Here is a 17,336-nt window from a genome sequence, read left to right as displayed (position 1 = left end):
TCAGCAATGGGTGACAGGGCGATCACACCGGTCCACGTCAAGAACGTCACGATCGGTGAGGGCGCGCCCAAGATCGTCGTGCCGATCACCGGGCGCACCCCGGACGACCTGCGCACCCAGGTCGAGGCGCTGACCGGCGTCGACGTCGACATCGTCGAATGGCGCACGGACTTCTACGACACCCTCGCCGACACGGCGAGCGTCGCCGCCCAGGCGCGGGACCTGGCCGGGCAGCTCGCCGGCATCCCCCTGCTCGCCACGTGCCGCACCCGGCACGAGGGCGGCGAAGCCGACCTCTCGGACGAGTCGTACGCCGACCTGAACGTCGCGGTCGCCGAATCCGGGGCCGTCGACCTCGTCGACGTCGAATACCGCCGCGACCACGCCTGTGTGGAGCGGATCCTCGCGGCCGCGCACGCACGGAAGGTCGCGGTGGTGGCGTCCAACCACGATTTCGGCGGCACCCCCGCCAAGGACGAGATCGTCGCGCGGTTGGTCGAGATGCAGGACCTGGGCGCCGACATCTGCAAGATCGCGGTGATGCCGCACGGCACCGCCGACGTGCTGACCCTGCTCGAGGCAACCCGCACGATGCACGAGGAACTCGCCGACCGGCCGATCGTCACGATGGCGATGGGCGGGCTCGGCGTCGTGTCCCGGCTGGCCGGTCAGGTGTTCGGTTCGGCCGCGACGTTCGGGATGGTCGGCACGGCGTCGGCACCGGGACAGGTCGACGCCACCGACCTCAAAGCCGCCCTCACCGTCATCGACCGCGCCCTCACCGCCGGGTGACGGGAACCTTCACACGGTCACACCGAATATTGGTTCCCACCACCCGGGGTGGTGGCGCCGTCCCAGATGTCGAGCATGGACTGCAGGATCTCTTCGGAGACGCCCAGGCCACCGAGGTGGCTCTCGCCCGGCAGGTGGTGGAACCGGGCGTCGGGCAACCGCTCGACCATGTGCAGGCCGTGCTCGAACGGGATGATGTGGTCGGTGTCGCCGTGCCACCAGCGCACCGGGGTCCTGACGTCGGACACGCGGAAACCCCAGTCGCGGGCGAAGACGACGACGTCCGCGAACGGCGCGGCCATCTGCTTGCGGCTGCCGTTGAGCAGGTCGTCGAGGAACATCGCCTTGAACTCGGGGCGGGCCAGCAGCCGGCGGTCGGCTTCCGGTGACACCCGGCCGTACAGATCGATGATCGGCGATCCGAGCGGGCGGACCATCCGGATCAACGAACTCAGCACGACTCCCGCAGGCACCCCACCGACCTCGAGCAGCGGCGCCACGAACGTGCCGAGTCTCATCAGGCCGCCGTCGATGGCGTCCGGGCCGACGACGGGCGCGACCCCGCCGAGCACGCCCGCGGCGACGACCCGGTCCGGCATCGCGTACGCCGCGGCCAGGGTGTACGGCCCGCCACCCGACAGACCGACGACCGCCATCCGGTCCACCCCGAGAGTGTCGGCCACGGTCCGCAGGTCGTCGGTGAACGCGAGGACGTTCTCGTAACGGTGCGGGGTGGACGAGCCGATGCCGGGCCGGTCGATGCCGATCAGCCGGACGTTCATGTGTTCGGCGAAGGCCCGCGCCTCGACGGGGATCTGCCGGCGCGCACCGGGTGTGCCGTGCAGCCAGAACACCGCGCGGCCCTGCGCGGATCCGAACTCGGCGAAACCGATCCGGCGCCCCCGCCCCACCGCGACGGTCCCCTCCAGTTTCGGACGTGCGACGTCTACCATGCGCGTCAGCATGGCATGTGATCGCCGCTCAACTCCATGCCCGGCTGTGATCTGCGCTTCACCCGGACCTGTCGGACCCCGCGCGTAGCGTCGTTCCTGCGCTTCGAATCACCGTGCACGACTCTGTCCCCGGATACAGGAGAACCTCATGCCCGAGCACAACTCTCGCACCGGCACGCCGGGTTGGATCGACCTCACCAGTTCCGATCCGAAGAAGGCAATCGAGTTCTACCGCGACCTCTTCGGCTGGCAGGCCGACACGAACGAAGATCCGCAGTACGGCGGCTACACGATCTTCAGCCACCGCGGCGCACCCATCGCCGGTCTCGGCCCGCAGCAGCCCGGAAACCCCTACGGCGACGTGTGGACGGTCTACCTCGATTCCGAGGATGCCGACGCCACCGCGCAGAAGGCCGCCTCCGCCGGCGGGCAGGTCATGATGCCCGCGATGAAGGTGGGCGATCAGGGCACCATGGCGATCCTCGCCGACCCGGCCGGCGCCGTGATCGGCGTGTGGCAGGCCGATCAGCACCACGGATTCGGGTTCGACAGCGAACCGGGGGCACCTGTCTGGTTCGAGACGATGTCGCAGAACTACGCCGGTTCCCTCGCGTTCTACCGGGAAGTGTTCGGGTGGGACTGTCAGCCGATGAGCGACTCCGGCGACTTCCGCTACTCGACCGGCAAGATCGGCGGCGAGGACATCGCCGGAATCATGGACGCCTCGGTCTTCCTCCCCGAGGGGGTGCCGTCGTTCTGGCAGGTCTACATCGGCGTCGAGGACGCCGACGCGGCATCGACCCTGGTGACGAAGCTCGGCGGCACCGTCGAACGCGCGGCCGAGGACACCCCGTTCGGTCGCATGGCCACCATCACCGATCCGCTCGGCGCGCGACTGCTGATCAACCAGGCCCCTCCCCGGTAACCGTCAGCGGTGCGCCGTGACCAGGTAGTGGCGGGTCGCGGCGTCCACGATCTGCTCGGGGGTCACGTCGACCTCGCCGCGCAACCACGCTGTCATCACCTCGGCGACGCCACCGACGAACAGCAGCGCGGACACCTCGTCGTGCGGGGGCTCGAGCGCGCTCGCGCCCCACAACTCCCGCGATTCCCGCGCGACGAGGTGCGCGAACTGTCGCAACAATCCCCGGCGCCGGGTGCGCAGCGGTTCCGTCGCGGCGGATTCGACGACGGCGATGCGGCCTTTGCGCGGATCGTCGGTGAGCACGGCCACGAACGCCGCGATCGCGGCCCTGGCCCGTTCCTCGGGACTGTGCTCGGTCTCGGCGAGAGCGGCCAGGGCGCGGTCGCGGATCTCGTCGGCGATCCGCTCGACGAGGCACACGAGCAGTTCGTCACGGCCGGTGAAGCTCTCGTAGAAATAGCGTTCGGTGAGCCCGGCCTCCTGGCAGACGGCGGTCATCGTGATGCGTGACTCCGCCTCACCGCCGAAGACGGTCAGGCCGGCCTCCAGCAGCTGTTCGCGGCGATCGGCAGCACGTTCGGCCGCGCTGCGACCGCGATACCGGCGGGTGGGTCGGCTCGTCGTCGATTCTCCGGATCCGGGCATGTGGCCCACGCTACAGTGAAGTGACATGTCGTCCTGTCAGATCCGTCTCCGCGAGGGAGATCCCCGTGACGAAGGTGCTTGCCGATCCTCCTGCCGGACTCACCGCCGTTCCCGGCGACGGCGGACTGCCGTACGTCGGCTACGCGCTGAACTACATGCGCGACCCCGTCGGCGCGTACGACCGGCGCTACCGCGAATACGGTCCCGTCTCCTGGTACCGGTTCGCCGGGAAACCGTGGGTGGTGCTGCTCGGCCCCGATGCGTGCGGCGCCGCCCTGCAGAACCGCGACCGGGCGCTCGCCAACGGACCGGGCTGGCGGGTGCTCATCGGTCCGTTCTTCGACCGCGGCCTCATGCTCCTCGACGGTGACGAGCACACCGCGCACCGACGCATCCTGCAGCAGGCGTTCACCCGCGACCGATTGGCCCGATACACCGACTCGCTGCATCCGGCTGTCGAACGAGGTCTCGAATCCTGGTCTCCGCAAACCGATTTCCGTGCCTACCCGGCTCTGAAGGAACTCACTCTCGGCCTCGCGACGTCGATCTTCATGGGTGGCGCCGAGGGGTCGTCACACACGGAGATGGCCGAGGTCAACAAGGCGTTCATCGGGTGCGTACAGGCCGCGACCGCGATCGTGCGCTACCCGCTGCCCGGCACCCGCTGGCGACGCGGCGTCGTCGGGCGCCGCCGCCTCGAGGACTTCTTCCGCCGCTATCTGCCCGCACGCCGCGCCGGCGTCGGCGACGACCTGTTCACGGCCCTGTGCCACGTCGAGTCCGACGACGGGCACCGCTTCACCGACGACGACGTGGTCGACCACATGATCTTCCTGATGATGGCCGCCCACGACACCTCGACCATCACCCTGTCGACGGCCGTACAGTATCTCGGGCAGTTCCCGCAGTGGCAGCACGCGTGCCGGGACGAATCGGAAGCACTCGGCACCGCCTCCCCCACGCTGGATCAGCTCGAGCAGCTCACGAGCCTGGACCTGGTCATCAAGGAATGCCAGCGCCTGGTCACCCCGGTCCCGGGAATCGTACGGCGCGCGGTCGCGGACACCGAGATCCTCGGCCACTACATTCCCCGCGGCACGCTCATCAGCGTCGGCCTGCACTACACCCACCACATGCCCGAGTTGTGGCCCGATCCGGAACGATTCGACCCGGAGCGGTTCTCCCCGGAACGACGCGAGGACCGCGTCCACAAGTACGCGTGGTCACCCTTCGGAGGCGGCGCGCACCGCTGCCTCGGCATGTACTTCTCGAGCGCGGAGGTCAAGACGGTCCTGCACCATCTGCTGCTCGGCTACCGCTGGCACGTGCCCGCCGACTACGTCGCACCGATGAACTTCACGTCGCTGCCGTTCCCGTCGGACGGGCAGCCGATCGATCTGCGCCGGAGGTGATCACCCCGGCGGGCCCGCCACCCGGCCCCGGGTAACCGGAAAACGGTCCGCGGGACGCCGGGAGAGCGTACGACGGAAGGATGCCGGCCGAACCGCTCGACGACCATTTCACCGCGACCGTGCGGTCGATGGTGCCCACGGACCGGCACCGCCGGGACGGCCGGGTCGGTGACGAGGTGCTGCTGCGGTACTTCGAGGCCCAGGTGCAGTCGCGCCATCTGGACTTCGCGGCCCGCGACCTGCAGCGGAGCGGCGAGGGTTTCTACACGATCGGGTCGGCCGGGCACGAAGCGAACGCGGCGCTCGGCCTGGCCGCGCGCGTCACGGATCCGGCGCTGTTGCACTACCGCTCGGGCGGGTTCTATGCCGCCCGAGCGTCACTGGTACCCGGCAGCACCCCGATCCGGGACGTGCTGGCCGGTTGCGCCGCGTCGACGCTGGACCCGATCTCCGGTGGCCGCCACAAGGTGTTCGGGAACGCGGCCCTGAACATTCTGCCGCAGACCTCGACGATCGCCTCACACCTGCCGCGTGCGGTGGGACTCGCCCTGGCCCTGACATGGACCACGCGCCTGGGCCTGGACCGTCCGTGGCCGGCGGACTCGGTGGTGCTGTGCAGTTTCGGGGACGCGGCGGCGAATCATTCCACCGCGACCGGCGCGCTCAACGCCGCCGCGTACCTCACCCATCGCGGCTTGCCGCTACCGATCCTGTTCCTCGTGGAGGACAACGGATTCGGTATCAGTGTGCGCAGTCCGGCAGGGTGGGTCGAGCGGACGCTCGCGTCGTATCCGGGCGTCGGCTACCGGAAAGTGGACGGATCCGACCCCGTCGACGCACTCACCGCCGCATCGGAGATGCTGGTGTCCGTGCGCACCTCCCGCGCACCGGCGATCATGCACCTGGACACGGTCCGGTTCCTCGGCCACGCCGGATCGGATGCCGAGTCGGCCTACCGGACCCCCGCGGAAATCGTCGGGGACTACGCGCGGGATCCGCTGCTCGGCACCGCACGCGAACTCGTCGATCGGGTGACCCTCTCCCCCGCAGAGGTTCTCGAACGATACGAGCGGGCCCGTCGCGCCGCCGGCGATGCGGTCGCCGACCTCGGCGCCCCACCGAGGATGACGTCGGTCGCGGAAGTCCTGCGACCGCTCCACACCCACGGCCATCCGCAGATCCCGGACGATCCGTCCCCGGTGCCGCCGGACCCGCTCACCCTGGCGCAGGCCGTCGGCCGCACACTGGGCAACATCCTCGAGCAGGTACCGCAAGCGTGTGTGTTCGGGGAGGACGTCGCTGTCAAGGGCGGCGTCTACGGCGTGACCCGCGGCCTGGCACGCCGCTTCGGCCCGTTGCGCGTGTTCGACACCCTGCTCGACGAGCAGACGATCCTCGGGACCGCTCTCGGTTTCGCGGTGGCCGGGCTGCTGCCGATCCCGGAGATCCAGTACCTCGCGTATCTGCACAACGCGGAGGACCAGGTGCGCGGGGAGGCCGCGACCCTGAAGTTCTTCTCCGACGGCAGTTACCGCAATCCGATGGTGCTGCGCATCGCGGGCCTGGCCTATCAGCGTGGTTTCGGCGGGCACTTCCACAACGACAACTCCCTCGCCGTCCTGCGCGACATCCCGGGACTGACCGTCGCGGTGCCGAGCCGGCCGGCCCACGCCGGAGCCCTGCTGCGCACGTGCGTCGAGCTGGCCCGCTCCACCGGTCGGGTGTGCGTGTTCGTCGAACCGATCGCGCTGTACCACCAGCGGGACCTCTACGACGACGGTGACGGCCTGTGGGCGCAGGTCCCCGACCCGGCCGCGGTGCTGCCCGGCGAGGTGCGGACGTACGGCGACGGAACCGACGTGCTGCTGGTGACGTTCGGCAACGGGGTCCGTATGAGCCTGCGAGCCGCGCAGCGGGCCGCCGCGCGCGGGCTCGACGTCACCGTTCTGGACCTGCAGTGGATCGCCCCGCTGCCGGCGGTCGCGCTCGCCGAGCACGCCGTGCGGTTTCCGCGGGTGCTGATCGTCGACGAGACCCGCCGCAGCGGCGGAGTGTCCGAGGGTGTGATCGCAGTCTTGACCGACGCCGGCTACACCGGTGAGATCCAGCGGATCGCCGGCCGCGACAGTTTCGTGCCGCTCGGCCCGGCAGCGTCCACGGTGCTGCTGTCCGAGGACGACATCGCCGGTGCACTGTCGGAATGACGTGCTCGTCCCGGCTGCGCGGACCGATCCACCGCACGATTCGGAATCCGCTCGTCCTGCGACCGGGACGGATTCCGAACCTGCGCGCAGATCTCGGCTCGGGTGTGCGGTGGCGCCCGCGCGGGGTCAGCAGGCGGCCAGCACCTTCGCCATCGCGTCGTGTTCCTCCTGGGTGACCCACAAGCCGTACGCGGCCTTCACCTCGACCTGCCGCGAGACGTAGGTGCACCGGTACGCCTGGTTCGGCGGCAGCCACGTCGCGGCATCCGAATCCCGCTTGCCCTGGTTGGTCGGGCCGTCGACGGCCTGCAGGTTCCGCGGGTCGTTCGCGAGATCGCGGCGGGACTGCTCGTCGAGCTGCTGTGCACCCTTCTGCCACGCGTCCGACAACGCGACGATGTGATCGATCTGCACCGTCGACGACGTGTCGACGCCGCGCTGGAAGAAGATCGTCCGTCCGGTGTACGGGTCGTGCAGCGTGCCCGTGCGGACCGTGCAGTCGCGGGTCGCGGGAACCAGCGAGATGTCGATCAGGTCGCGCTTGAGGATGTCGTTGCGGGTGTCGCAGCCGTTGCGGCCCAGAGCGACGGTCACGTCGTCGGTCCAGGCGCTGCCGAACAGGGCCCGGTCGTAGCCGGTCTTCGGCGCGCGGCCCTTGACCGGAAGGGTCGCGAGCGTCGCCAGCGCCGGCGAGGCGGCGGTCCCCGGTACGGCCCCGGACGGGGTCGCGGACGGCCGCCATGTCGGCGTCGAGCCGGTGGTGGGCCGGCCGCCCGACGGGGCAGGTCCCGTGGCTGTCGGTGTCCACGAGCGTGGCACCGAGGTGAGCCCCTCGGCCGTGAGCGCGTCGGATTCGTCGCGCCCACCGGGGGTGAACGCGACGAATGCGACGACGATCAGGACCGCGAGGCCGACGATCCACAGCCATCGCCGCAGCGACGGCCTGTCGGCCCGTATCACCTATCGGGCCAGACGCGGCATCTTCACGACCTGACCCGCGTAGGACAGGCCGGCACCGAACGCGAGCAGCAGAGCGGTGTCGCCCTCCTTCACCTGACCGGTGCGCAGCATCTTCTCCATCGCGAGCGGGATCGAGGCGGCGGAGGTGTTGCCGGTCTCGATGATGTCGTCGGCGACGGCGACGGTGTCGGGCAGTTCGAGCTGCTTGACGATGACATCGTTGATGCGCAGGTTCGCCTGGTGCGGCACGAACGCGTCGAGGTCGGTGAGCGCGACCCCGGCCTTGTCGGCGATCTGCCGGGCGAACTTGCTCATCTCGAACGCGGCCCAGCGGAACACCGCGGTGCCCTCCATGATGATCCACGGACGCTTCTGGTCGGGGTTCTGGGCGAAGTCGACCCAGTCAGGCTCCTGGCGGATCGCATTGCCCTGCGCGCCGTCCGATCCCCACACGGTCGGCCCGATGCCGACCTCGTCGGACGGTCCGACGACGACGGCTCCGGCGCCGTCACCGAAGATGAACCGCACGGTGCGGTCGGTGGGCTCGGTGGCGTCGCTCATGCGCTCGACACCGATGACGAGGACGTGCTCGGCGGTGCCGGCGCGGACCAGGTCGGAGGCGACGCCGAGGGCGTAACAGAATCCCGCGCATCCGGCGGCGATGTCGAGCGCGCCGGCACCACCGGTGCCGAGACGGTCGGCGACGAGCGCCGCGCACTGGGGGGTCTGCATCGGGTAGGTCGAGCACGCCACGATGACGGTGTCGATCTGCGCCCCCGACATGCGGGCGGCCTCGAGGGCCTTGGCACCTGCGGAGATCGCCATCTCGGTGACGGATTCCTCCGGGTGCGCCGCGGCGAAACGCCGCGACTTGATGCCGGAACGCGACTGGATCCACTCGTCGCTCGAGTCGATCAGTTCGCAGATCTCCGCGTTGGTGACGACACGCTCGGGACGGTGCACGCCCAGCCCGAGCAGTGCGGTGTTCCGTAACGGGGCGGGACCGGCAATCTGGGCACCCATCAGGCGAACTCCTCTTCTCCGGGCACTGCGTGTCAGTGCACGACAACCTCAATACGGTAACGCGTGTCAGAATTGTGCCCGGGGTCACCGTCCCTTGTGGTAGGCCCACACGTCGCGATCACAAGATCGACAAGATCCGGAAATGCCACGCAATCGGGGCACGGCACCTGCTAGCGTCCGGCGCTGTGGATCTTTTCGGGGGAAGTCTGCGAAGGTCGGTCCGATACTGTGTGGCGGCCGCGACGGTCACCGCGCTGACGCTGCCGTTGGTACCGGCGCTGGCGTCCGCCAATCCCAATGCGATCAACCCGATCCCGGGCCTGAACGGCGTGAACGGCGTGCCGCAGCTCGGCGGCCGTGCCCGGGCGGTCGCGCAGCAGACCGGCATCCTCAGCGAGAACCGGACGCAGAACCTCAACGTCCTGGGCACCGACCTCGGGATCATGTGGGACAACGGCCGCGGCGAGATCCTCACGGCATTCGGCGACACCGCGGGCCTCGGCCTGCCCAACCTGCTCTCCGGCAGCCTGTGGGCCTGGCGCAGCAACGTGCTGTTCCGCAGCAACGACCGCGACCTCTCCAACGGTATGGACTTCAGCAGTGCCGCGACGGACGTCTTCGGCCAGGCCAAGGAGCTGGTACCGAGCCCGAAGATCCCGTTCGTCGAGATCAGCCGGATTCCCACGGCGGGTGTCGCGGTCGGCGACACCCAGTACCTGAGTGCCATGTCGGTGAAGAACTGGGGCCCGGCCGGAACCTGGGAGACGAACTACTCCGGGTTGATCTTCTCGAACGACAACGGCGAGAACTGGGTGGCGGCCCCGGAGACGACGCGTCCCAGCGAAGGCGGCAACCGCAACTTCCAGATGAGCGCGTTCCTGAAGAGCGGCGGCTTCGTCTACCAGTACGGCACACCCCCCGGCCGCGGTGGCCTGGTGCACCTGGCGCGGGTCCCGGAAGCGCAGATCCGCGATCTCGGCGCCTACGAGTACTGGGACGGCGGAGCGTGGGTGCGCGACGTGAACGCCGCGCGCCCGCTCATGGGCGAGGGTGTCGCCGAGCTGTCCGTGCAGTGGAACGACTATCTCGGTCAGTTCCTGATGCTCACCACCGACGCGCACAACTCGGTGGTCATGCGCCGCGCCTCGTCGGTGACGGGACCGTGGAGCCCGCCGGAGGTCATCGTCGACACCCGTGAGCTCCCGAGCGCGTACGGCGCGTACATCCACCCGTGGTCGTCCGGCCCGGATCTGTACTTCCTGACCACCGTGCATCAGAACTACAACGTGTTGCTGATGCACACGACCCTGCACCCCTGACGCGTTACCGTGCCCGCATGGAGGCACGGGATTGGGACGAGCGGTACACGGCGGCGGACATGGTGTGGGGTTCGCCGCCGAACCCCGTCGTCGTCGAGTTCACCGCGGCGCTGCCGCACGGGCGAGCGCTGGATCTGGCGTGCGGCGAGGGCAGGCACTCGCTGTGGCTCGCCACTCGCGGATGGGAGGTCGACGGGGTCGACTTCTCGGGCGTGGCGATCGAGAAGGCCCGGCGGATCGCCACCCAGGCACCCAAGCGCAGCCGTGATCGGCTGCGCTATCTGCACGCGGATGTGACGAAAGACGCATTCGACGGTGAATATGATCTGATTCTCGCCGCATTCCTTCACCTCGTCGCCCGGCAGCGGGCAAGCCTGGTGGAGAATGCGATCAATTCACTGAAACCTGACGGAATCCTCATATTTCTGGGCCACGATTCGACCAATCCCACACTCGGGACCGGCGGTCCGCAGGACCCCGAAATCCTGTACACCCCAACGGATGTCGTGAACGAGATCGACGGCAGGCTGGAAATTCTCGTCGCCGAAAGGCGGGCCCGGGAAACAGATACGGGAACGGCCGTCGACGCCCTTGTCGTCGCAAGGAAATCCGCTCTTGGCAGTTAGTTGCCCGACGAGTAACATAGAGATGTTACCGACGAGTAATAAGGCTTGGGCGGTACTTGACACCTCAGCTCGACCGCACCGCACTGGGAGACACAGAATGGGCCATTACAAGAGCAACCTCCGCGACCTCGAGTTCAACCTCTTCGAGGTCCTGAAGATCCAGAAGCTCCTCGAGGCCGGCAAGTTCGGCGATCTCGACGAGGACACCGCCCGCGGCATCCTCGCCGAGGTCAAGGCTCTCGCCGAGGGTCCGGCCGCCGAAGCCTTCGCCGACACCGACCGCAATCCCCCTGTGTTCGACCCCGAGACCCACTCGGTCTCGCTCCCCGAAGGATTCAAGAAGGCGTTCCGCGCGTGGTGGGACGCCGGCTACTGGTCCATGGGCATCCCCGAGGAGATCGGCGGCACCGACGCCCCTCGCTCGCTGCTGTGGGCCGCGAACGAGATGATGCTCGGCGCACAGCCGGCCGCGTTCATGTACGCCGCGGGCCCCGCGTTCGCCGGTGTTCTCTTCGAGAACGGCACCGACGAGCAGAAGCAGTGGGCCGCCACCTGCGTCGAGCGCGGCTGGGGCTCCACGATGGTCCTGACCGAGCCCGACGCGGGCTCCGACGTCGGCGCCGGCCGCACCAAGGCGGTACAGCAGGACGACGGCTCCTGGCACATCGAGGGCGTCAAGCGGTTCATCACCTCCGCCGACTCCGACGACCTGTTCGAGAACATCTTCCACCTGGTCCTGGCCCGCCCCGAGGGCGGCAAGCCGGGCACCAAGGGCCTGTCGCTGTTCTTCGTCCCGAAGTTCCACTTCGACTTCGAGAAGAACGAACTCGGCGAGCGCAACGGTGTGTTCGTCACCAACGTCGAGCACAAGATGGGCCTGAAGGCATCCGCCACCTGCGAGGTCACCTTCGGCGGCCACGGCGTCCCGGCCAAGGGCTGGCTCGTCGGTGAGGTCCACAACGGCATCGCGCAGATGTTCGACGTCATCGAGCACGCCCGCATGATGGTCGGCACCAAGGCCATCTCCACGCTCTCCACCGGCTACCTCAACGCTCTCGACTACGCCAAGGAGCGCGTGCAGGGCTCCGACATCACGCAGATGGCCGACAAGACCGCGCCGCGCGTGACCATCACCCACCACCCCGACGTCCGCCGCGCACTCGCGATGCAGAAGGCCTACTCGGAGGGCCTGCGCGCCGTGTACCTGTACACCGCCGCACACCAGGATGTCGCCGTCGCCGAGCAGGTCTCCGGCGCCGACGCCGATCTCGCGCACCGTATCAACGATCTGCTGCTCCCGATCGTCAAGGGTTGCGGCTCGGAGCGTGCCTACCAGTACCTGACCGATTCGCTGCAGACCCTCGGCGGCTCCGGCTTCCTGCAGGACTACCCGATCGAGCAGTACATCCGCGACTCGAAGATCGACTCGCTGTACGAGGGCACCACCGCCATCCAGGCGCAGGACTTCTTCTTCCGCAAGATCGCCCGTGACCGGGGTGTCGCCCTGGCGCACGTCGCCGGACAGGTCAAGCAGTTCCTCGATTCCGATTCGGCCGACGAGCGCCTCAAGTCCGAACGGGCTCTGCTGAACACCGCCCTCGAGGATGTCCAGGCCATGACCGCGACCCTGACCGGTTTCCTCATGGGCGCCCAGGAGCAGCCGAAGGAGCTCTACAAGGTCGGCCTCGGCTCGGTGCGCTACCTCCTCGCATTCGGCGACCTGCTCATCGGCTGGCTGCTGCTGCAGCACGCCGAGACCGCGCTCGCCGCGCTCGACGCCGGTGCGGACGCCAAGGACGTGCCGTTCTACGAGGGCAAGGTCGCGATCGCGTCGTTCTTCGCCAAGAACGTCCTGCCCGAGCTGACCGCCTCGCGCGGCATCATCGCCAACGTCGACACCGACATCATGGAGCTCGACGAAGCGGCGTTCTGATCCATCCTCCCGGGCGTACGTGAGCCCCGGACAGGGTCGACACGGCAGTGGCCCCCACCGGATTCCGGTGGGGGCCACTGCCGTTCAGGGTCAGAAGACGACGACCCCGCGCAGGTTCCTGCCCTCGTGCATGTCGGCGAAGCCCTGGGCGATGTCGTCGAGCTTGTAGGTGGAGGTGATCAGCTCGTCGAGTTTCAGCTTCCCGGACGTGTACAGGTCGATCATCCACGGGATGTCGGCGGTCGGCGTGGACGCCCCGAAAAGCGAACCCTGAAGCCGCTTCTGGTAGAGCACCAGTTCCATCGGGCTGATCGGGATTCCGACATCCGTCATCTTGCCGAGTCCGGTGACCACGCAGGTTCCGGCCTTGCGGATGGCCGAGAACGCCTGTGCGATGTGCTCACCGGTCGTGACGCCAACGGTGACGATCGCGGCGTCGGCGCCCTGCCCGTTGGTGTGAGACCGCGCGATCTCGGTGGCCTCCGCCATGTCCGCGACCGCGTGGGTGGCACCGAACCGCAGCGCACTGTCCCGCTTGAACGGGACCGGATCGACAGCGATGATCCGGGCCGCACCGGCGTGAGCGGCACCCTGGACGGCGTTGATCCCGATCCCGCCGATGCCCTGGACGATGATGGTCTGGCCGGGGTACACCTCGGCGGAGTTCACCGCCGCTCCCCAGCCGGTCCCGACCCCGCAGCCGAGCAGACACAGTGTGTCGAGCGGCAGATCCTTGTCGACCTTCACCGCCGAATCGACACTGACGGTCGTGTATTCGCTGAACGTCGACAACCCGCAGGTCTGCGCGACGGGCACCCCGTCCAGGCTCATGCGGAAGCTCGACGGGTCGTCGGGACGGCTGCCGGTCATGATGGCCGCTCCGCGGTCGCACAGGTTCTGCAGCCCCTTCGCGCACCATCGGCACCGGCCGCACGCGGCCAGGAACGAGAACACGACGTGGTCGCCCTCGCTCCAGCCGTGTGTCTCGGGTCCGACCTGCACGACGACGCCGGCACCCTCGTGGCCGCCGCAGATCGGGTAGGTGCCCACCGCGTGGTCACCGACGGCGATGTGGTCGTCGGAATGGCACAGACCCGCCGCCACCATCCGGACGGTCAGTTCACCGCGGCGCGGTTCGTCGAGGTCGAGTTCGGCGATCTCGTAGGTACCGGGTGCCCGGCGGATGATCGCGCCACGTGTCTTCACAGGGTTGCTCCGAATGGTTGTGTGGTGGTTCGGGTGTGACGGTCGGCCGGGACCGCGATCAACGGCTCACCTGAGCCGACATCGCGTCGCGGTAGCCCTCGTAATACGGCGGGAGCATGCCCCACTCGCGACGGGGGTCCTGATCCGGAGCCACGAACACGGTGCGCGCGTGGCTGAATTCGAGGAACCCCTCGCGCCCGTTGTAGTGGCCCATCCCCGACTCCCCGACACCGCCGAACGGCGCGTCGAGCATGCCGGGGTGCATCATGACGTCGTTGATCGTGACACCGCCGGACGTCGTACCCCCGACGACCGTGCGCTGCTCCTCGTCGTCGTGCCCGAAGTAGTAGAGCGCCAGAGGTTTCGGCCCGGCATTGATCCGGTCGAGAACGCTCCCGAGGTCGTCGTAGGTGCGGATCACGACGGCGGGCCCGAAGATCTCCTCCTGTGAGATCGCGGCCGACTCCGGCGGGTCGACCACCAGGCGGAGCGGGCGCCGCCGCTCCGTGGTGCTGACCGGCTCGGCGGGTGCGGCCTCGACGCGGACGCCGAGCTGCTCGGCCTCCCGGACGTACCCGTCGATCCGCGCCGCATGCCGATCGGCGACAACCGCTGTGACGTCGGCGTTTCCGGCGATGGTGGGAAGAAGTTCGCCGTAGTTTTCCCCGAGGGCGGTGACGAACGATTCGAGGTGTTCCGCCGGGACGTACACGGTGTCGGGACTGACGCAGATCTGACCGCTGTTGGTGGCCTTGCCCACCGCGATGCGGAACGCCGCGGTGCCCGGGTCGGCGGATCGGCCGACGATCACCGGGGACTTGCCCCCGAGTTCGAGGGTGACCGGCACCAGGTTGCGGGCAGCGTTCGCCATCACCGATCGCCCCGCGGCTGCGCTTCCGGTGAACACGATGTGGTCGAACGGCAGGGACGTCAGGGCCTGCGCGACGTCCGGCCCGCCGGTCACGGCGGCGATGTCACGGGGGTCGAGGAACTCCGCCACCGCCGCCGCGAGTACCTCCGCGGTGCGCGGCACGACCTCGGACGGCTTGAGCACGGCCCGGTTTCCCGCCGCGAGCACACCGGCGAGCGGGCTCAGGAGCGTGTACACCGGCGCGTTCCACGTGCCGATGATCGCGACCGAACCCTTCGGCTGGTAGCGCACCTCGGCGGTGGCGCCGAGCTGGTCGTAGGGGGCGAACACCGCGCGCTGCTCGGGCTGCATCCACGTCTCCACGTGATCGCGCGCATACTTCAGTGCGGTCAGGGATCCGAGGATGTCGTTGACGATCGAGTATCCCGGGTGGCGGCCGCCGAAGTCCGCGTCGATGGCGTCGACGATCTCGTCCCGGCGGGCCACGAGCATCTCGATCACCGACTCGATCCGTTCGCGGCGCTGCTGCGCGGAACTCGTCCGCTGCGAACGGAATTCCCGCTGCTGGTTGTCGAGCAGATCGCGCAGATCGGTGGCGGTGCTGGTCACTGTGTTCACAGCGGCGATGCTATGAACGACGTCACAGTGACCCAGCCGACATCCCGCTCACCGAGACCGGCACGCGGTTCCGTAGCTACTCGTCCTCCCCCGACGCTTCGGGAACGCCCGGTGCGGCGGGCGCGGCCGGTTCGGCAGTGGCCGGTTCGGAGACCGGAGCCTGGGTCGTCGTCGCACCGGCCGCCGTCGGGGCAGGCTGCGGCCGAGCGCTCGTCGACGGTGCCGTGCCCGATTCGTCGGTGCTGTCCGGGTTGCGGTCATCGCCCTCGCCCGGCTCGGGCTCGGGTTCGACGCACTCGACGATCGGCACCGGGTCGTACTTCACGGTGCGGGTCGATCGCGAAATCTGCTCTCCTGTCGAGGCGTTCGTGATGATCCGAGTGTTGCTGACGGTGAAACCCTGCCCGCCGCTCGACGGTATGCAGGCGTCGCCGGCAGGAAGGGTGATCTTGTTCGGGGAAGTGAACGAGGTGCGGTCACCGGTCACCGACTGCACGTCGACCGTCTTCGTTCCCCAGATGCGGACGGTGATGTCCGAGTCCGTGCCGATGGTCTCGATGAGCACACCGGTGTCGAACGGATTGCGGAACTGCAGGTCGATCGCGCCCTCGAAGACGGTGGCCTCGCGGGCCTCCGGGTAACGCGAGATGTAGTAGCTGTGCTCGGTGTGTGCGACGTCCTCCATGCCCGCGAAGTAGGTCGCGTTGTAGAGGGTCGTCGCGAGCTGACTGATACCGCCGCCGACCGCCGTTCCGGGACGCCCGGCTTCGATGATGCCGGATTGGACGTAGCCCTCGGCGGACCCGCGCGGACCGGTGTAGCCGTTGAGCGAGAACGTGTCTCCGGGCTTCACGAGCGCACCGTCGATCTCGGAGGCGGCGAGCCGGATGTTCACACCCGACGCGTACGAGAAGCCACCGGTGCTGAATTCCCCGATGACCTCACGGATGCCGAGTTTCTCGGCGGCCTCGGTGGTGAGAGCGGGCTCGGCAGGTGCGTACACCGCGGGGACGGTGCGGTCCCCGGAGGTGGCCAGCAGCTGCGGCAATGTCTCGAGGGTCTTGACCCAGTCGACGAGTTCGCCCTCGACGGCGGGCACGACCGTCGGCGCGGAACCTTCGATGACGACGCGCGCATCCTTCGGTTCCACCTCGGTCTCCGCGAGTTGCGGACGGAGGAAGTCGACGACGACCTCCGAGTGGTATTCGGGGTTCAGCCCGCCCCGTCCGTCCGGCACGAACGACAGGATCGTGCCGATCCGGTCGCGGGGCAGCGTCGCGACGGTGTCGTCGTGACCCTCGACCTTCACATCCGATTCCACCGCGGGAACCGCGATTTCGCGCAGTGCGCGGTCGACCGCGTCCGGGGTGACGGTCACCTCGATGGTGTCCACGGGCAGGTCGACATCGCCGAACGCCCAGCGCTCGGTGAACACGTCGGCCGCGACCTGCGGGTCCAGGTCCTGGCCGGGCTGCGGGGACACCGCGACGGGCGTCGCACCCTCGAAGACGACGGTGCCTTCGCGCGGCGCGCGCTCGGCGCTCGCCCGCACGCCCTCGAGCGCGGTCGCCAGTGCCGCGTCGTCGCGGACCGAGACGACACCGATCTCGTCGCTGCCGAAGAACGACGCCACGCGCGTGAACGGGTTGAGCGGCTGGGATCCGATGCGGTCGAGGGTGTGTTCCCAGTCGACGTCGAGTCCGGCCTGCGACGGAACGACCTCGGCGGTGGTATCGCCGGCGGTCACCTCGACAGGACTGTCCAGGCGATCACCGAGCTCGGCACGCAGTTGCGACTCGGCTTCGTCGACCGACTTGCCACCGATCTCGATTCCGGCGACGGTGACCCC

Annotated in this window: 13 protein-coding genes and 1 pseudogene; 7 read left to right on the top strand and 7 right to left on the bottom strand. The window is 68.8% G+C overall.

Going from position 1 to position 17,336, the window contains the following annotated elements; all coding sequences use genetic code 11:
- The first annotated feature begins 6 nt into the window (after nucleotides 1-6).
- Nucleotides 7-792 carry a type I 3-dehydroquinate dehydratase gene (gene aroD / locus A8G15_RS02805; protein WP_068155161.1) on the top strand — a complete coding sequence of 262 codons (786 nt, stop codon included), beginning with the start codon at nucleotides 7-9 and terminating at the stop codon, nucleotides 790-792.
- A gap of 17 nt (nucleotides 793-809) precedes the next feature.
- On the opposite strand, the gene A8G15_RS02800 is transcribed toward aroD, so the two are convergent.
- Entirely contained in the window at nucleotides 810-1,745 is a 936-nt protein-coding gene (locus A8G15_RS02800; RefSeq protein WP_211270104.1) for an alpha/beta fold hydrolase, read from the bottom strand.
- 148 nt (nucleotides 1,746-1,893) lie between these two features.
- Between A8G15_RS02800 and A8G15_RS02795 the strand changes: the two genes are divergently transcribed.
- Complete coding sequence (locus A8G15_RS02795; protein WP_068155158.1) at nucleotides 1,894-2,670, top strand: VOC family protein; 777 nt, start codon at nucleotides 1,894-1,896, stop codon at nucleotides 2,668-2,670.
- 3 nt (nucleotides 2,671-2,673) lie between these two features.
- Here the strand turns inward: A8G15_RS02795 and A8G15_RS02790 are convergent, their stop codons facing one another.
- Nucleotides 2,674-3,315 carry a TetR/AcrR family transcriptional regulator gene (locus A8G15_RS02790; RefSeq protein WP_068155156.1) on the bottom strand — a complete coding sequence of 214 codons (642 nt, stop codon included), beginning with the start codon at nucleotides 3,313-3,315 and terminating at the stop codon, nucleotides 2,674-2,676.
- A 65-nt stretch (nucleotides 3,316-3,380) separates the two neighbouring features.
- On the opposite strand from A8G15_RS02790, the gene A8G15_RS02785 reads away from it, so the two are divergent.
- Both A8G15_RS02785 and A8G15_RS02780 read left to right on the top strand, forming a co-directional pair.
- Nucleotides 3,381-4,727 carry a cytochrome P450 gene (locus A8G15_RS02785; protein WP_068155155.1) on the top strand — a complete coding sequence of 449 codons (1,347 nt, stop codon included), beginning with the start codon at nucleotides 3,381-3,383 and terminating at the stop codon, nucleotides 4,725-4,727.
- Between the two features lie 80 nt (nucleotides 4,728-4,807).
- Complete coding sequence (locus tag A8G15_RS02780; RefSeq protein ID WP_068155153.1) at nucleotides 4,808-6,931, top strand: thiamine pyrophosphate-dependent enzyme; 2,124 nt, start codon at nucleotides 4,808-4,810, stop codon at nucleotides 6,929-6,931.
- Nucleotides 6,932-7,060: 129 nt separating this feature from the next.
- Here A8G15_RS02780 and A8G15_RS02775 read toward each other — a convergent pair.
- Nucleotides 7,061-7,750: pseudogene (locus A8G15_RS02775) on the bottom strand (HNH endonuclease family protein); the annotation flags it as partial.
- Between the two features lie 141 nt (nucleotides 7,751-7,891).
- Complete coding sequence (locus A8G15_RS02770; RefSeq protein ID WP_068155152.1) at nucleotides 7,892-8,914, bottom strand: beta-ketoacyl-ACP synthase III; 1,023 nt, start codon at nucleotides 8,912-8,914, stop codon at nucleotides 7,892-7,894.
- 230 nt (nucleotides 8,915-9,144) lie between these two features.
- On the opposite strand from A8G15_RS02770, the gene A8G15_RS02765 reads away from it, so the two are divergent.
- The 3 genes from A8G15_RS02765 to A8G15_RS02755 all read left to right on the top strand — a co-directional run bounded on the left by A8G15_RS02765 (nucleotide 9,145) and on the right by A8G15_RS02755 (nucleotide 12,792).
- Complete coding sequence (locus A8G15_RS02765) at nucleotides 9,145-10,233, top strand: glycoside hydrolase family 183 protein (protein ID WP_068155149.1); 1,089 nt, start codon at nucleotides 9,145-9,147, stop codon at nucleotides 10,231-10,233.
- Between the two features lie 17 nt (nucleotides 10,234-10,250).
- The gene (locus A8G15_RS02760; protein ID WP_068155148.1) at nucleotides 10,251-10,859 is read left to right on the top strand and encodes a class I SAM-dependent methyltransferase; all 609 of its coding nucleotides are present in this window, start codon (nucleotides 10,251-10,253) and stop codon (nucleotides 10,857-10,859) included.
- Between the two features lie 97 nt (nucleotides 10,860-10,956).
- Entirely contained in the window at nucleotides 10,957-12,792 is a 1,836-nt protein-coding gene (locus A8G15_RS02755; protein ID WP_068155145.1) for an acyl-CoA dehydrogenase, read from the top strand.
- Between the two features lie 90 nt (nucleotides 12,793-12,882).
- Here the strand turns inward: A8G15_RS02755 and A8G15_RS02750 are convergent, their stop codons facing one another.
- From A8G15_RS02750 to A8G15_RS02740, 3 genes are all read right to left on the bottom strand, one after another.
- Nucleotides 12,883-13,998 carry an NDMA-dependent alcohol dehydrogenase gene (locus A8G15_RS02750; protein ID WP_068155143.1) on the bottom strand — a complete coding sequence of 372 codons (1,116 nt, stop codon included), beginning with the start codon at nucleotides 13,996-13,998 and terminating at the stop codon, nucleotides 12,883-12,885.
- A gap of 58 nt (nucleotides 13,999-14,056) precedes the next feature.
- Entirely contained in the window at nucleotides 14,057-15,487 is a 1,431-nt protein-coding gene (locus A8G15_RS02745; RefSeq protein WP_068155140.1) for an aldehyde dehydrogenase family protein, read from the bottom strand.
- Nucleotides 15,488-15,563: 76 nt separating this feature from the next.
- On the bottom strand, nucleotides 15,564-17,336 hold a 1,773-nt coding region (locus A8G15_RS02740), incomplete at its 5' end, for a VanW family protein (RefSeq protein ID WP_068155138.1).

This window comes from Rhodococcus phenolicus (assembly GCF_001646785.1).
Taxonomy (GTDB): Bacteria; Actinomycetota; Actinomycetes; order Mycobacteriales; family Mycobacteriaceae; genus Rhodococcus; species Rhodococcus phenolicus.
The sequence above is the reverse complement of the archived record's forward strand: the minus strand, read 5'-3'. Positions and strand labels throughout refer to the sequence as shown.

What these genes read in the sequence shown, in the direction of transcription:
- aroD (WP_068155161.1), top strand. Translation starts at nt 7, where the DNA reads ATGGGTGACAGGGCGATCACACCGGTCCACGTCAAGAACGTCACGATC.
- A8G15_RS02800 (WP_211270104.1), bottom strand. Translation starts at nt 1,745, where the DNA reads ATGGTAGACGTCGCACGTCCGAAACTGGAGGGGACCGTCGCGGTGGGG.
- A8G15_RS02795 (WP_068155158.1), top strand. Translation starts at nt 1,894, where the DNA reads ATGCCCGAGCACAACTCTCGCACCGGCACGCCGGGTTGGATCGACCTC.
- A8G15_RS02790 (WP_068155156.1), bottom strand. Translation starts at nt 3,315, where the DNA reads ATGCCCGGATCCGGAGAATCGACGACGAGCCGACCCACCCGCCGGTAT.
- A8G15_RS02780 (WP_068155153.1), top strand. Translation starts at nt 4,808, where the DNA reads ATGCCGGCCGAACCGCTCGACGACCATTTCACCGCGACCGTGCGGTCG.
- A8G15_RS02770 (WP_068155152.1), bottom strand. Translation starts at nt 8,914, where the DNA reads ATGGGTGCCCAGATTGCCGGTCCCGCCCCGTTACGGAACACCGCACTG.
- A8G15_RS02760 (WP_068155148.1), top strand. Translation starts at nt 10,251, where the DNA reads ATGGAGGCACGGGATTGGGACGAGCGGTACACGGCGGCGGACATGGTG.
- A8G15_RS02755 (WP_068155145.1), top strand. Translation starts at nt 10,957, where the DNA reads ATGGGCCATTACAAGAGCAACCTCCGCGACCTCGAGTTCAACCTCTTC.